Genomic DNA, 15,698 nt, shown 5'->3' with positions numbered 1-15,698 from the left:
TGGTGGGGCGTGAGTGACTCGAACACTCGACCTACGGATTAAGAGTCCGCTGCTCTACCAACTGAGCTAACGCCCCGATGCTACCGGGAATAAAAAAGGCTGCACGGCGTAGCAGCCTTTTTCAGAATTCGTTTGGTGGGGCGTGAGTGACTCGAACACTCGACCTACGGATTAAGAGTCCGCTGCTCTACCAACTGAGCTAACGCCCCAACGAGACCGAAATAATATCGACTCTTCCGCGAGGGGTCAACCCTAAATGGTGAAAATCCGCAAAAAGCTCAGGCGAGCAGCGGTACCAATTCGAACGCCAGCACGGCAAGCACCGCAGCGGCGACAACGAGCAGCGAGCGCCAGCACACGCGAATGACCCCCTTGCAGGGCATGGCGCCGACGATAATCGCACCGAATACCGCGATCGCGAACATGCTGATCAGTTCGGCGTTGGAAAGGTGGGGCATGATCATGGTCGATCTCCCTGCCGCTGCGACGAGAGTTAAATTGTGTTTCCAGTATAGAAAGCGGCCCCCTCCAAGAAAAGCGGCGCGACAACCGGGATTTCCCCAGTGGCCGCGCCGTGCGTTGTTGCGTTGCGATCTGTCCGAAACACCCGATTCACTCGATCCGGACGCCGCGAGCAGGCATCAACGTTATTCGGGCAGATCGAGAATCAGCACGATCGTCCATGCGTCTTCGCCCTCGTGGTGGTACTGACGCTCCACCACGATAAACGGTTGCTTCTTGTCGCCCTGGCCGAGGAACAGTACGTCGCCTTCGGCCGGCATGCATTCGATCGGCGGCAGCGCGAGAGGGGTGCCCTTGGGGACGAGCTTTTCGGCCTTCTTCGCTGCGCGTTCGGTCCACTCGATATCGAATTCGATCTGACTCACCGGATGATCCTGTCTATGCAAAATGAAACGGCTGCATGGTAGCACGCAGCTTGCGCGACTCAAGAAAAAAGCCCGCCCCTTGGGCGAGGGGCGGGCGAAGGTCCCATGCGTTCGGGGAGGAGCGCATGGCGGCAGGCGAAGCGCCCGTGGGGAAACCGTCCGTGTCCGCTCGGCCAAAGGGGAAGTGTTCTGGACGAGCGGGCGTGAGGGTGCCCCGGTCAGGCTCAGGCGCGTGCCTGTCGACGGGACAATGCGAGGTGACGCAACACAGGCTGGCGATGCCGTCCTGCCTGTGTGCGTCACGTCATGCTGCCGGGGTACGACAACACGACGAGGGACGGTGTGTTCGGCGAGGCTCGCCGGGGTGGGTTGCGAGCGGCGCCCGACGCTGTTGACGTCATCGACACTGTTGCGGCGATTGATTGACGGTCGCGACGTTAGGCGACGGATTACGGGTTTGAGTACTTCATCTCGCCGTTCTGGCGCGCACGCACGAGATCCTCATACACCTGCGCGCGAGTCTTGCCCGGCGCCTGGTTGCGCTGCATCGCGGCGAGTACCGGATACTCGTAATCGTTCTGCGGAATCAGACCCTGCGCGCGCGCGTCGGCCAATTCCTGGCGCACTTGTTCGCGCGAGACCTGTGAGGTTTGCAGCACCCATGCGAATTGCGACCCGTCGGGGTAGGCGTCGCTGGTGTGGCCCGCCTGTGCGAAGACGGCACCTGCCGCGGTGGCCATCACGACCGATACGACGGCTGTGGCGATGGATTTGCGATTCATGACGACAACTCCTGTGCTTCTGTGTTGCGGGGGCGCGCAATGCATCGGTACCGGCATTCGTTTTGCTGTGGCGCGGTATGCGTTGTGTGCGACCGTTGAGCAGAGTCTAAGCGTCTGGCTATCGCGGAAAAACAGCAATTGAGGGAATAAATACTTACGGGAACTGCAACAATGCGCGGCGTACGCCAAAAAAATCGCCACCCTCGGGTGGCGATTACGACGCGGCGGTCAGTGCTACTGCCGCTGCCAGCGTTGCTTTCAGCGTTGGTGAAACATTCAGCGAGTCGCGATGACGATGGCGGCGCCGGCCATCACCGTGCCGGTCGCACGATTCAGGCCTCGTACCGCGCGTGCCGAACTGAGCAATCGGCGGGCGCGTGCCGCAAGCGCAATGTAGCTACCGAACACCAGCGCGAGAACGGTCAGCGTAACCCCCACGATTTCGAGGTAGCCAAGCGCTGTCACCCGCTGCAGATCGAGCAGGTTTGGCAGCAGCGCGAAGTAGAACACAACGACCTTCGGGTTGCCCATCGTGACCGACAGTCCGCCGAGAAACAGACGCCACGATTTTTCGCGCGGCGCGGCGGCCATCGGTGCTGCGGGTGTGGCGGCCGGTGCGTGCCACATCTTCCACGCCAGGTAGAGCAGGTAGGCGGCACCGGCGTACTTGATTGCGAGGAACACGCCCGAGAACGTATGCGCCAGCGCGGCGACGCCCAGCACGGCAAGCGTCAGCCAAACGACATCGCCGATCGCCACGCCTGCCGTGAACGCGATCGCGCCCTGCGTGCCGCGTCCGAGCACACGCGCCACGATGGCCGCAATGCCCGGCCCAGGCGTGCCGGCGCCGACGAACAATGCGAGCGCGAATGTGAGCAAGGCGGTCCAGTCCATCTCAGTGTTTCCTCGCGTAGATGACGTTCAGGGTTGTCTGGAAAAGTGACGATGCGCTCGCGCCGACGGGGGGCAATGCGCGCTCACGGGCGCACAGGTATGCCCCTCATGCGCCGAGCCAAGGCAGCCCGTGAAAGCACCAGCCGCTCACCGTTTTCCGATGACCTGCATTGTCCTTATCGCCCTCGAAGCCTTCGAGAATGTCGAACGACTGCGTGTAGCCGGCTTCATAGGCGACCTTGGCGGCGGCCTTCGAGCGAGCGGCGCTGCGACACAGAAACAGCAGCGGCGTGGTCTTGTCGGGCGTCTGCGACGCGAGTTGCTCCAGGAAGTGCTCGTTGGGCACCCCCCCGGGGTAGCGAACCCATTCCACGTTGGCGTATTGACCGTCGGGCACCTGCGGACGGCCGACCCAGTCGAGTTCGGCGCGCGTACGCACGTCGATGAGGCGAACGCTGGCATCGGCACCGAGCAGTGCCAGGGCCTCGTTCGGCGTCACGGCGCCCGCGTAGGCGAGCTGGGCGCTGGCGCGGCGTTGGGAGGCTTGCTCGAGAATGGCTTTGGCGCTTGTCATGGGGCTGTGATCTCGTCGGACGATGATTGTGCTTTATTCTAGCGTGCCCGTCGCGCGCGGGGTGTTTTGTGTGACGTCATGATTCGTTGACGCATCGAGGCACGCCGGGCGTTGGGAGGGGGCTTGCTCGCGCATGTTGGCGGTGCAAGACTGCGCACAATTTCGGTCCGCACAGGCCCGCAGAAAGCACCGGAAAAGTGCATAATTCGAAAATGCACCAATGAAGTGATTTTATGGTGCGCGATGCACCGAATTAGGGAATTCGGGCCCGCGGGTGGGATTTCGATGCTGGCCGCACCAGAATAGAATATTCGCTTAGAAATCAGAGAGCGAGGGTCAGGGGAGGTGGGTTGGCGGAATGCTGGCACGCTTCATGCTTATTGTTGGCGAATCCGAACGCGGAGTTCGTTAAGACGGTACGGCGACGTGGGCGATAAGCGTCCGCAGCGCCAGATTGAATCTTTCGGGAGATAGCATGAGCAAATCTGTGGCAGATGTGATGGATCTGGTTAAGCAAGAAGACGTCAAGTTCGTCGACTTCCGCTTTACCGATACGCGCGGCAAGGAACAACACGTCTCGGTGCCGGTGTCGCACTTCGACACTGACAAGTTCGAGAGCGGTCACGCTTTCGACGGTTCGTCGATTGCTGGCTGGAAGGGTATCGAAGCCTCGGACATGCTGCTCGTGCCGGACGCGAACACTGCTTATATCGACCCGTTCTATGAAGAAAGCACGCTGGTGCTGACCTGCGACGTGATCGAACCGGCCGATGGCAAGGGCTACGACCGCGATCCGCGTTCCATCGCCAAGCGCGCTGAAGCCTACCTGAAGAGCACGGGCCTCGGCGACACCGCTTTCTTCGGTCCGGAACCGGAATTCTTCATTTTCGACTCGGTCCAGTGGAGCACCGACATGTCGGGCTCGTTCGTCCGCGTGAATTCGGAAGAAGCCCCGTGGTCGTCGGCGAAGGATTTCGAAGGCGGCAATAGCGGCCACCGTCCGGGCGTGAAGGGCGGCTACTTCCCGGTCGCACCGGTCGACTCGTTCCAGGACATGCGCTCGGAAATGTGCCTGTTGCTCGAACAACTGGGTGTGCCGGTCGAAGTGCACCACCACGAAGTGGCGGGCCAGGGCCAGAACGAAATCGGCACGAAGTTCTCGACGCTGGTCGAGCGCGCCGACTGGACGCAGATCCTGAAGTACGTGGTGCACAACGTGGCGCACAGCTACGGCAAGACGGCAACGTTCATGCCGAAGCCGATCGTGGGCGACAACGGCTCGGGCATGCACATCCACCAGTCGGTCTGGAAGGATGGTCAGAATCTATTCGCCGGTAACGGCTACGGCGGTCTGTCGGAGTTCGCGTTGTACTACATCGGCGGCATCATCAAGCACGCCCGTGCCCTGAACGCCATCACGAACCCGTCGACCAACTCGTACAAGCGTCTGGTGCCGCACTTCGAAGCCCCGGTGAAGCTGGCGTACTCGGCCCGTAATCGTTCGGCCTCGATCCGCATTCCGTACGTGGCCAACCCGAAGGGCCGCCGCATCGAAGCGCGCTTCCCGGATCCGATGGCCAACCCGTACCTGGCCTTCTCGGCCATGCTGATGGCGGGTCTGGACGGCGTGCAGAACAAGATCCACCCGGGCGAAGCCGCCGACAAGAACCTGTACGACCTGCCGCCGGAAGAGGATGCAAAGATCCCGACCGTGTGCTCGAGCCTCGAACAGGCGCTGGAATACCTGAACGAAGACCGCGAGTTCCTGACCCGTGGCGGCGTGTTCACGGATGGCATGCTCGATTCGTACATCGCACTCAAGACGGACGAAGCGCGTCGTATCGCCATGACCACGCACCCGCTCGAGTTCGAACTGTACTACTCGCTGTAATCGAATCGCTGCGCAGGGAATGCGCCGGCATGACGGAACGCCAGCGGCCGACCGTCATGCTCGACAGGCAAGGGGGATGGCCGCGGCCATCCCCCTTTTTTATCCGCAGCCCGCATTCACCACGTGGCCAGCCATGAACCTATCGCCTCGATCCTTGATGAACAGTGTCCGTGCCGGCGGGAAAGGGCAGACGAAGCGCGCCGAGCACGCCGCTGCCGCCGAAGACCCCCAGGCCGCCGATTCCACCGCCGACGCCGCCGGCCATGCGAGCGCATTGCCGCCGGGTGTCGATCCATGGGAAGCGACGCTCGCGGCGACCGGTGTGTTGCCTGGTCTCGAAGCCTTGCCGACCGTCTTGCTGGTGCTCGAGAAGCACACGCTGCGTGTCGTGTTCGCCAACCCGGCCGCCGAGGCCTTGCTTGCGCTCTCGCGGCGTTCGCTGTCGCAGATGACGTGGAACGACGTCTTCACGAACGGCGAGGTGCTCGCGTCGACGATGGTGGATCTCATCGCCAATCGCTTTCAGACGACGCGCCTCGATTTGGTGCTCGAGCGCACCGCGCAGGAGCCGCTGCATACGCACGCGATCGTCGCGGCCCCCGAGTCCGCGCCAGATTTCGTGATCGTCGAGCTGATCGAGAACGAGCAGAAGATCAAGAACGAGCGCGAAGAGCGCATCATCGACCAGGCACTGATGAACAAGCAGCTCATCCGGAACCTGGCGCACGAAATCAAGAACCCGCTGGGCGGGATTCGCGGCGCGGCCCAGTTGCTGGAGTTCGAGCTGGATCAGCGAGAGCTGCGTGAATACACGCAGGTCATCATCAAGGAGTCCGACAGACTGCAGACGCTGGTCGATCGCCTGCTCGAGCCGCATCGTCATCCGTTCATCGCCACCGACGTCAATATTCACGAGGTGTGCGAGCGCGTGCGATCGGTCGTGCTGGCCGAGTTTCCGCAGGGCCTGTCGATCGAGCGCGACTATGACGTGAGCCTGCCCGATTTTCGCGGCGACAAGGAGCAACTCATTCAAGCGCTGCTCAACATCGTACGCAATGGTGCCGAAGCGCTGCGCGAGCAGATTGCGCGGGGCGATGCACGCATTGTGCTGCGCACGCGAGTGGCGCGAAAGATCACGATTGCCAAACGTTTGCACAAGCTGGCATTGGAATTGCATGTGATCGACAACGGGCCTGGCATTCCCGCTGACATTCGTGATCGCATCTTCTATCCGCTCGTCTCCGGGCGCGAAGGGGGAAGCGGTCTGGGACTCACACTGGCGCAGTCGTTCGTGCAGCGTCACGAGGGTCTGATCGAATGCGAAAGCCGGCCCGGACGGACGGATTTCCGAATCCTGCTGCCCCTGGGCTGAAGCGGCCCTCACGCCGTCGGCCGTAGCACCTGCGGCCGGGCATAGACGTTACACGGTGAACAATGAAGCCGATCTGGATAGTAGACGACGACCAATCGATTCGATGGGTGCTCGAAAAGGCGCTCTCGCGAGCCAATCTGCCGGTGCGCAGCTTTACCGGCCCGCGCGAAGCCAGCGCAGCGCTCGAACACGACTCGCCGCAGGTGCTGGTCTCGGACATCCGCATGGCGGGCGGTTCCGGGCTCGAGCTGCTGCAGACGGTCAAACAGCGACATCCCGGCCTGCCGGTCATCATCATGACTGCGTTCTCGGATCTGGACAGTGCCGTCGCGGCCTTTCAGGGCGGCGCGTTCGAGTATCTCGCCAAGCCGTTCGACGTCGATCGCGCGGTTGAGCTGATCCTGCGCGCGGTCGAAGAAAGCCTGCGCGAGGCGACGGACGACGAACGCATCACCGAAGAGCCGGAAATCCTAGGGCAGGCGAGTGCCATGCAGGACGTGTTCCGGGCGATCGGTCGTCTCTCGCATTCGAGTGCCACGGTGCTCATCACCGGCGAATCGGGGTCGGGCAAGGAACTGGTCGCGCGCGCACTGCACCGTCATTCGCCGCGCGCCTCCGGGCCATTCATCGCGCTCAACACGGCGGCGATTCCGAAAGATCTACTGGAATCCGAACTGTTTGGTCACGAGCGGGGGGCGTTCACCGGCGCGCAGGCCACGCGGCGCGGGCGCTTCGAGCAGGCCGAGAGCGGCACGCTGTTCCTCGACGAAATCGGCGACATGCCGCTCGATCTGCAAACGCGTTTGCTGCGAGTGCTCTCGGACGGCAATTACTACCGCGTGGGCGGCCATAGCCCGATCAAGGCGAATGTGCGCGTGATCGCGGCCACGCACCAGAATCTGGAAGATCGCGTGCGCCAGGGGCTGTTCCGCGAGGATTTGTATCACCGGCTGAATGTTATCCGCCTGCGTTTGCCATCACTGCGTGAGCGCAATGAGGATATCCCGCTACTGGTGCGCCACTTCCTGCAGAAGAGCGCGCGCGACTTGGGCGTCGAGACGAAGCGCATCAGTGAAGCCGCACTGGCGCATCTGACACGTTTCCCGTTTCCGGGCAACGTGCGTCAACTGGAAAACCTGAGCAACTGGCTGACGGTCATGGCCCCGGCGCAGACGGTAGAAATCAAGGATCTGCCGCCGGAGTTCCAGACACCGGGCGCCGCGCCGGGAGGCGGCGAAGGCGCGCCGGCAATCGTGCCCGCCTATGCTGGCGCGTCGACCCCCGCAGCCACTGCGGCCACCGCCGGGGTGCCGGCCATCGCGGGTTATGGTGGCATGGCCGCGGGGGCTCCGCTCGCCGGCGGATTGGCGGGCACGGGCAGTGCCGCGGCCGTCGCGGGCACAGTCGGCGCGACGGGCGACAGCGCGGGTGGGGAAAGCTGGGAGCCGATCTTGCGTCGTGAAGTGGCGCGCCTGCTTCGTTCGGCATCGCCTGACGTGATGGACCAGTTGACACGCCGGTTCGAGACGGCGTTGATCAACGAGGCGCTCGACTTCACGCGCGGACGCAAGGTCGAGGCCGCAAGCCGCCTAGGCATCGGCCGGAACACCATCACGCGCAAGATCCAGGAACTCGGGCTGGAAACCTGAGGCCAATCACGGTAGGCTCCCTGGTTTGACGATTCGGTCACAAGGGAGCTTTACCATGGCAAGACGCATCCTGTTGACGGGCGCCACCGGGCAGGTGGGCTGGGAGCTGGCACGCAGCCTGCAAGGCTTGGGCGACGTGCATGCCCCCGGGCGCAATGAGATGGACCTGCTCGACACCGATAGCGTGGTGCGCACCCTGCGTGACTTTGCGCCCGATCTGATCGTCAATCCGGCGGCCTATACGGCGGTCGACCGTGCCGAGACGGACGAGGCCGCCGCGTATCAGGTCAATGCGGTGGTGCCGGGGATCATGGCCGAAGCGGCCAAGCGGACGGGCGCGCTCGTCGTCCACTTTTCCACCGACTACGTCTTCGACGGCACATCTTCCACGCCGTATCGCGAGGACGAACCAACCAATCCGCAGAACGCATATGGCCGCACCAAGCTGGCGGGCGAGGCGGCCATCGCGTCGAGTGGCGCGAATCATCTGGTGCTGCGCACGAGCTGGGTGTATGGCGCGCGCGGCGCGAACTTCCTCCTCACTGTGCAACGACTTGCCCGCGAGCGCGACGAGCTGCGCATCGTGGCCGACCAGCACGGGGCGCCCACGTGGTGCCGCACGATCGCCGAACTGACTTCGCAGGTGTTGGTGCAGGGGTTCGGCGGGACGGGCGGCGACGACGCGGGCTTCTGGCGCGAGCATGGCGGCCTGTACCACCTGACGGCGGCCGGGCAGACGACCTGGCACGGGTTCACCGAGGCGATTCTCGACCTGAGCGCGGTGCAGAAGCGTCCGAACGTTGTGGCAATTCCGACTTCTGCCTATCCATTGCCGGCCAAGCGTCCGGCGTATTCGGTCCTCGACAACGACAAACTGGCACGCACCTTTGGCGTTCGCGCGCCCGACTGGCGCGACGCGCTGGCGCTCTGCCTCGGCTGACACGACCGTCCCGCCAGACGGGCCCGTGCCCGGAATCGGAATTTCCCCAGCGCACGGGGCCGCACGTCTTCGGCAACATGGCGCTTTTTTGCGTGCGTCCATGAGCGTGCGCCAAGGAGCGACGCATGAGGCCGGTTCAGAGCGGGATATCGGGTGAAGCCCAACAATCCGTCGTTGCCCGTCCCATCGAGGGCGGTGCCGTGAGCGACAGCGCATTGTCGTCTTTCGAGGCGGCACGCAGTGCCCCGCCGCCTGACGGTTTGCGCCACGCGGTGCTGCGTGCCAACGCGGACGAGCGTCGCGTGATTGCGCTGCAAGTGGCCTGGCTGGGGCACAAGCTCGCCGGGCGCGCCGAGGTCGACGATCGAAGCGCGCGCGATGCTGCCCCGCATGGCATGGCGACGGGTACGGGCGTCGACTTGGCATTCGACAAGAGTGCGCTGCGACAGGCGTGGCGCGTGCGTTTCCCGCATCTGCTCGACGGTGCGCGGATCGGTGCGGTGGCACGCGATCTGGTGACGTGGTGTGCGGTTCCCCGTGGCCAGACGTCGGTCGTCCCCTATTGGCACTGGCTGTCCTCGACCGAAGAGGCCGCTTCCGATGTGCAGGGATGCGCGCGTTTGCCCATGCGTGAGTGGCCGGTTGCCCTGTTGAGTGTCGCGCTAACGCTGTCGAATCTGCGCAACGCCGTGCTACCCGATCTGTCGATGCCGAACGGTGACTTGCGCGGAGTGATCGCGCCGGGTGCTCAGTTTGGCGGCGGGCATTTCGGTGGGGCGTGGTGGGCCGGGGCAGCGTTGGCCAACGCGGGATTTGCGTATTCGAACCAGGTCAACGCCGACTTCGAAGGGGCCGATTTGCGCGGCGCCTGTTTCCATGCGGCGGATATGAGCGGCGCACGGCTCGTGGCGGCGGATCTTCGGTGCGCCGAGCTTCGGCACACGGCGATGTGCGGCACCGACCTGAGCGAAGCGCGATGCCAGGGACTGCTGTTTGCGCAGGGACGTCTCGATGGCGCCTCGTTTCATCGGACAAAGTTGCAGGATGCCTCCTTTGCCGGGGGCACGGCGCATGGTGCGAAATGGATTGGTGCCAAGGCCAAACGCTCGCGATGGACATCGGTGGCAATGCGCAACGGGCAAGCCATTGGCGCGGATCTGCGGAGCGCCGAATTCCGCCAATGCGAATTCCCCGGGTGGGACGCGCGTGGGGCGAAGCTCAATGGCGCCTCCTTCGAGGCCTGCGATTTGCGCCACGCCCGGTTCTGCGGCGCGAGTCTGAAGCACGTGCGCATCGGGGCCCGCTGCAACCTGGCCGGCACGCAGTGGCAGGGCGCCCGCGTTCGTCTGGACGCCGCGTGGCTGCGTCACCTGACGTCCTCCGAACTCGACAACGTCGTGCAATCGTTGGCCACGTTTCCGCTCGATCAGCCAGCGGCGCGCGCGAGCATTTTCATGCAATTGCTGACCGCACTCGCCCGCCCGGCCGGCATCCTGGACAACCGGCGCGAGATGGCGCCGCGGCTCGAGCGGCTGCCCGCGTCCGTGCAGCGCAGCGACTGGCTCGGGCGTTTGCTGGTGTCAGGCAGCGAGGCGGGGGGCATCGGCGAGCATGACGACTTCGCCGAACTGCGGGCGCAATGGCTCAAGCGCACCCTTCACGAACTCACGGACGAGCGCTGGCTACGCGCGCGGGCGGATTGGGGCACGGCGTCGCTCATGAAGGCGTTGCATTGGCATTGCGGCAATGCGTCGCCGCAGGCTGTATGGTCGCTGGCCGGGGCGATGTGCCAAACCCTTTACTGGGCCGAGGAAGGCATGGATGGTGTGGGCGGCACGCGTGCGCAGGCGTTGCGGTCCGCGTGGTTCGACGCGCTGCCATCGCAGGTGCATGTGGCGCTCTCGGCGGATGGCATCGATGCGTTCGATGCGTCGTACGTTGTGCTTATCGGGGCAGACGGCGGCGTTGCGGCGCGCCTTCCAAGGCATTTGCTGGCCGGTGTTCTGGGGACGGGCGCGGGTGACGCGGCGAGGGACGGCGACCTGTCCTGCGCGCTTGACACGTTGCCCGGCTGGCGATGGATCGGCACGCGCGTTATCGCGCGCGACGCGGCGTCGCCCGATGACTTCGTACCGGGGAGCATGTCGCAACTCCAGGGACTGCTCAGGGCGTTCGGCTTCCTTGCGACGGTTTGGCCGGTGGAGCCTCCGCTTGCCCCGTTCGTCCGGCTTGTCGGTCGCTGGTTCGGCACTGGCGGCGTGAACCACGCCAATGCCGCGTGCCATGGGGCGTGGGACCCGTCGCACGCCGTTGTCGGCGCAGTGTCGATGCACGCTTTGCCTGCGGCATTGAGCACGGCAGACAGGCTCGACGCCGTGGTGCGTTCGGCGCGCTCACCGAACCACGTACAACTGCGGCGAGCAGGACGTACCGATATGGAAGACGTTTTCCGGGAGATCCCATTCGTCGCGCCGGACGGCGAGGCGCCCCTGAGTACCGCCATGGCGCGACGCGTTCGATGGGTATCAGTCGTGGCCGGGTTGAGTTGGCTGGCCGTGCAACCTGAACGGCGCCGAGACGGGGCGATCGCGACAGGTGCCTCGGTGGCGCCATCAGGCGATGCAGAGCCTGCCGATCGGATGAGGGCCTATTGCGACTTCGCGCTCGCGGCCCTGAACGAAACCATGCGTGGCGACGCCGAGTCGCGTCATTTGCCGCAGGCACTGGCGCTGCGCGAATGCCTGGCCGGCGAAACGCGTTCGGCGCAGCGGTTGGCAGAGCGGTTGGCCGACTGGCTGACATGCCCGGCCATCGCGCACCTGCCGGGGCTGGCGCAGGCATGTCGTCAAACGCTACCATGGTTCTGGGCAATCCGTCTGCCGCTCGGGACGGAAGCGATTCGTCGGGCAACGCGTTCGAGGCGCGACGCCGGCGCCCTCGACGCCCCCGACGCCGCGGGGATCGCGGGAGATTGAGCAGGAATGAGACGGTTTTCGCCCGATGTTCCATCGTCAGGGCATGCCGGCTTTCATGGTAAAAATATGCCTGAACGCAAGGCGTCCCACATCTCGGTGACGCTTTCGGACGTCCGGATGCGTCAAGCGTCAGGTGTTGGCGACTTTTATTGGGTTTTGGCGGCGGATGCCAGTGCGAGGGGGCGCGCCCGAGAGGCGGATCCGCGTGCCGGAATACGGGAACGCCAATGCCTTGTTTCCAGGCTCTCAAGGGTTTCGTTCTCTCCGAGGCATCCATGTACTCGATAGGTATCGCGTCAGGCTATCCGGGGTTCGTGGCGGTCAACCGCCGCGAGCTAGACGCCCATGTTCCACTCTCCTGGCCGTTGTTCGACGCCGACGGCACACTGCTGCTGGCGGCGGGTGAGCGTTTGCCGTCGGAGGCCGATCTCGACTGGCTCTTCACCACGTTCGCGCCGCACCGGCCGCTGCCTGACGGAGCGACAACGGGCGAGGCGGCGGGGCGCACGGAGGCCGCGAATTCCGCGTCACCGCTGGGCACAGGTGCGTCGGCTGTGTATCTGCAGGGATTGCCGGTGCCATTGGCGATCGGCGCGTGGATGCAGGTGCGTGTCTCACCGGACGCCGAGTACCCGCGCGTGCGGGCTCGCCTGATCGGTCGCGCGCCCAATGGCATGTTGATCATCACGCCGCCGGCGTCGGGCGACACGCATCTTCCCATGACGGCGGGCGACCGGCTTGCGCTCTGGACATTTCCGGGCGACAACCTGTACGAATTCAATTGCGACGTGCACAGCGTCCATCACGGCCCGTTCGACTACGTGGTGCTCTCGCGCCCTTCTCAGGTGCGTGAGACACCGGTGCGTCGTACGCCGCGTGTCGATACACGGCTGGTGGCACGCCTGTCGCCGCTGGACGAAACGTCACGGGTCTCGTTCACCCGCATGCTTGCCGACCCACAGGACACGCCTGAGTGGCTGGTGCTGGTGCGCGACATCAGTGCCGACGGGGTGGGGATCGTGGTGAAGGGGCCGTTGCCCGAGGGCTGTCATCTCGTCGCGTTGCAGTTCCGTGTACCGATCGGTGCCGAAGTCGTGCCGATTCTCGGCATGGCGGCGGTTCGCGGGGTGGAAGGTCCGCGCGTGGATGGCACGTGGGCTTACGGCCTGGAGTTCATGCAGATGGACACGCGCAACAAGGCGGCGATTCGCTGCTTCGTCTATGAATCGCGCCTGGCGGATCCCCGCAGTGGCCAGTGATCCACCGCGCTGTCGATAGCGAAGAACGGCACCTGAATCTGAACTGAGCTCCCGGCGTTCGCGTGATGTCCCGCGTTGCGGTGTCAGTTCAATCAGGTGCCGTTTGCATTGCGCGAGCGGACAGTACCGCGCGTAAAACGCGCTGCAACGAGGAGGTATCAGTCCTTGAACGTGGCGACGACGGGGGTGTGATCCGACGGTTGTTCCCACGTACGGGGCACGCGGTCGATCTCGCACGCGGTGCAGCGCTCGGCCAACGCGGACGACACGAGAATATGGTCGATGCGCAGCCCGGCATTGCGCCGGAATGCGCCCATGCGATAGTCCCACCAGCTGAACGTCTTCTCGGGCTGATCGAACATGCGGAACGTATCGCGCAGGCCGAGTCCCTGCAGCCGTGCGAACGCCTGGCGTTCCTGTGGCGACACCAGATTCTGCCCTTCCCATTTCGCGGGGTCATGCACGTCGCGGTCTTCGGGCGCGATGTTGTAGTCGCCCAGCAGCGCGAGTCGAGGGTGACGCTCCATTTCGTCGGAGAGCCAATGGGTGAGGGCATCGAGCCAGTTCAGCTTGTAGACGAACTTGTCCGAATCGACGGCCTGTCCGTTCGGGAAGTAGCCGCAGACCACGCGTACGCCGCCGACGGTTGCGGTAATCAGACGCTGCTGCTCGTCGGCAAAATTCGGCAGGTTCTTGACCAGGTCGGTTGCTTCTCCCACCTTCGCGTGGTTGACCAGCAGTGCGACGCCGTTATACGTCTTCTGGCCGGTGAAATGCGACGTGTAACCGAGCGCGGCGATTTCGGTGATCGGGAAGTTCTCGTCGGTCAGCTTGAGTTCCTGAAGACACAGAACGTCGACCGGGTTGCTGCGCAACCAGTCCTGCACATGACCGAGACGAACCTTGAGCGAATTGACGTTCCAGGTGGCTAGTTTCATTAATTGACGATGCTATACGTGCGGTAGGGGTTTGGGGCGATTCTTGTGATTCAATCTGGGGATGGCTACCCAGTTAGCTACCCACTTGCGGGCCAGTAGCTGGGGAGCCGGCTAATGCAGGTCATTGTACGGCGTACTTCCATACATGAGCGATATTGTGTCACGCGCTTCAGCTCTCCCGGGACATGCCCTCGTACTCTCCTAGTGGTTTGAGAGCGACCGGGCGTCGGTGCCGTGATAGGCTTTGTGACCTTCGCACCCAGTCCCACTTTTGCTCGGACGATTTCAATTTCCACCTGTTGCCACAGTATTTTGATGCATCAAACGAAAAAACCAGCGACCGTCTGGAGCAGCCCCCTGAAGCTCCGGACACAGTCTCCCACTTACAATAGCGGGTAGGCATAGGACTGTGTTAATGGGATGGTCGCCCCCGCCTCCGATATCGGGTTACGCTACGGAGGCCTTTTACCAAGGGGAACCATCATGCAAGACGTGACGCTGGTAGGGATCGATCTCGGTAAGCACTCCTTTCACCTGCATGGGCAGGATCGCAAGGGTAAGGAGGTGTTCCGCAGGAAAGTGACGTGCAAGCAGCTTGTGGAACTTCCCGCAAATTTTCCCGCTTGCACGATCGTCATGGAGGCATGCGCAGGCGCGCACATTGAGTGCGTTTGGGCACCAGGTCAGGCTGATCTCACCGCACTTCGTACGGCCCTTCGTCAAGGGCAACAAAAACGATTTCGCGGATGCGGAGGCGATCTGCGAGGCGGCAGTGCGCCCGTCCATGCGCTTCGTGACGCCGCGAACAGAACCACAGCAAGTGCTATCGGCACTGCATCGCGTTCGGGAATCGTTGGTTAGGGCGCGTGTGTGTACCGGTAACCAAGTGCATGGATTCCTACTCGAATTTGGTATCAGTCTGCCGGTAGGCAGCACGATCATGAAGCGTTTGCCGGCAGTCCTTGCCGAGCACTCGCTTCCTCCGCGCCTGGTGGCGATACTCGAACGACTCCACGCCCATTACCAATACCTGGATGGGCAGGTTGCTGAGATCGATAAGGAACTGGCTCGGCAGCTCGCGGACGACGATTTGGGCCAGCGGCTGATGACAATTCCCGGCGTTGGGCCCATCACCGCTAGCGTGCTCTCTGCGGAAGTCGGTGACGGCAAGCAGTATCACGATAGCCGGGAGTTCGCAGCCTCAATCGGACTTGTTCCACGTCAATACAGCACGGGCGGAAAAGCCAATCTTCTCGGAATCAGTAAACGAGGTGACAAGAACATAAGACGCCTGCTGGTGCAATGCGCTCGATCGTATATGCGAGACGTTGAAAGAAGAGTCGGTCCGCTGGCAGACTGGGTACGAGGCTTGCTGACCCGACGACACTCGAGCGTTGTCGCGTGCGCGCTGGCGAACAAGCTGGCCCGGATCGCTTGGGCGATATCCGCGCGCAACACTGCTTAGTCTCCAGTTTCAAGTGCAACACCGCGAATGATGTAGGGTGTTGCGATGAAGAAGAACTACAGGCATTTGAGC

At 63.5% G+C, this 15,698-nt stretch carries 12 protein-coding genes, 2 tRNA genes and 1 pseudogene; 7 read left to right on the top strand and 8 right to left on the bottom strand.

Annotated features, from left to right (window positions below):
* The 7 genes from PTE31013_RS24505 to PTE31013_RS24475 all read right to left on the bottom strand — a co-directional run bounded on the left by PTE31013_RS24505 (nt 1) and on the right by PTE31013_RS24475 (nt 3,137).
* Nucleotides 1-76 (bottom strand) — tRNA-Lys (locus PTE31013_RS24505).
* Nucleotides 77-133: 57 nt separating this feature from the next.
* Nucleotides 134-209: transfer RNA gene (locus PTE31013_RS24500), tRNA-Lys, on the bottom strand.
* A 69-nt stretch (nt 210-278) separates the two neighbouring features.
* Nucleotides 279-464, bottom strand: coding sequence for a hypothetical protein (locus tag PTE31013_RS24495; protein ID WP_150615193.1), 186 nt, complete (start codon nt 462-464; stop codon nt 279-281).
* A 183-nt stretch (nt 465-647) separates the two neighbouring features.
* Entirely contained in the window at nt 648-887 is a 240-nt protein-coding gene (locus tag PTE31013_RS24490; RefSeq protein WP_010804600.1) for a hypothetical protein, read from the bottom strand.
* A gap of 449 nt (nt 888-1,336) precedes the next feature.
* Complete coding sequence (locus PTE31013_RS24485) at nt 1,337-1,669, bottom strand: DUF4148 domain-containing protein (RefSeq protein WP_174978711.1); 333 nt, start codon at nt 1,667-1,669, stop codon at nt 1,337-1,339.
* Between the two features lie 276 nt (nt 1,670-1,945).
* The gene (locus PTE31013_RS24480; RefSeq protein ID WP_150615191.1) at nt 1,946-2,563 is read right to left on the bottom strand and encodes a LysE family translocator; all 618 of its coding nucleotides are present in this window, start codon (nt 2,561-2,563) and stop codon (nt 1,946-1,948) included.
* Between the two features lie 106 nt (nt 2,564-2,669).
* On the bottom strand, nt 2,670-3,137 hold the full coding sequence (locus tag PTE31013_RS24475; RefSeq protein ID WP_150615190.1) for a rhodanese-like domain-containing protein: 468 nt from the start codon (nt 3,135-3,137) through the stop codon (nt 2,670-2,672).
* A gap of 475 nt (nt 3,138-3,612) precedes the next feature.
* Between PTE31013_RS24475 and glnA the strand changes: the two genes are divergently transcribed.
* The 6 genes from glnA (at nt 3,613) to PTE31013_RS24445 (ending at nt 13,223) form a co-directional block, all read left to right on the top strand.
* Complete coding sequence (gene glnA, locus PTE31013_RS24470) at nt 3,613-5,028, top strand: type I glutamate--ammonia ligase (RefSeq protein WP_150615189.1); 1,416 nt, start codon at nt 3,613-3,615, stop codon at nt 5,026-5,028.
* A 157-nt stretch (nt 5,029-5,185) separates the two neighbouring features.
* A complete protein-coding gene (glnL, locus tag PTE31013_RS24465; RefSeq protein ID WP_246174907.1) occupies nt 5,186-6,400 on the top strand; it encodes a nitrogen regulation protein NR(II) in 1,215 nt (404 codons plus the stop codon).
* Between the two features lie 62 nt (nt 6,401-6,462).
* Nucleotides 6,463-8,049 (top strand): nitrogen regulation protein NR(I), encoded by a 1,587-nt coding sequence (gene ntrC / locus PTE31013_RS24460; protein ID WP_150615188.1) that lies wholly within the window; start codon nt 6,463-6,465, stop codon nt 8,047-8,049.
* A gap of 55 nt (nt 8,050-8,104) precedes the next feature.
* On the top strand, nt 8,105-8,989 hold the full coding sequence (gene rfbD / locus PTE31013_RS24455; RefSeq protein WP_150615187.1) for a dTDP-4-dehydrorhamnose reductase: 885 nt from the start codon (nt 8,105-8,107) through the stop codon (nt 8,987-8,989).
* A gap of 125 nt (nt 8,990-9,114) precedes the next feature.
* Nucleotides 9,115-11,964: a pentapeptide repeat-containing protein gene (locus tag PTE31013_RS24450; protein ID WP_150615186.1), complete on the top strand. Its 2,850-nt coding sequence runs from the start codon at nt 9,115-9,117 to the stop codon at nt 11,962-11,964.
* Between the two features lie 275 nt (nt 11,965-12,239).
* On the top strand, nt 12,240-13,223 hold the full coding sequence (locus PTE31013_RS24445) for a flagellar brake protein (RefSeq protein WP_174978710.1): 984 nt from the start codon (nt 12,240-12,242) through the stop codon (nt 13,221-13,223).
* Between the two features lie 158 nt (nt 13,224-13,381).
* Here PTE31013_RS24445 and xth read toward each other — a convergent pair whose 3' ends face one another.
* Complete coding sequence (gene xth, locus PTE31013_RS24440; RefSeq protein ID WP_150615184.1) at nt 13,382-14,161, bottom strand: exodeoxyribonuclease III; 780 nt, start codon at nt 14,159-14,161, stop codon at nt 13,382-13,384.
* Nucleotides 14,162-14,644: 483 nt separating this feature from the next.
* On the opposite strand from xth, the pseudogene PTE31013_RS24435 reads away from it, so the two are divergent.
* A pseudogene (locus tag PTE31013_RS24435) lies at nt 14,645-15,626 on the top strand (IS110 family RNA-guided transposase).
* The last annotated feature ends 72 nt before the right edge of the window (nt 15,627-15,698 follow it).

This window comes from Pandoraea terrigena, from assembly GCF_902459705.1.
Taxonomy (GTDB): Bacteria; Pseudomonadota; Gammaproteobacteria; order Burkholderiales; family Burkholderiaceae; genus Pandoraea; species Pandoraea terrigena.
The sequence above is the reverse complement of the archived record's forward strand: the minus strand, read 5'-3'. Positions and strand labels throughout refer to the sequence as shown.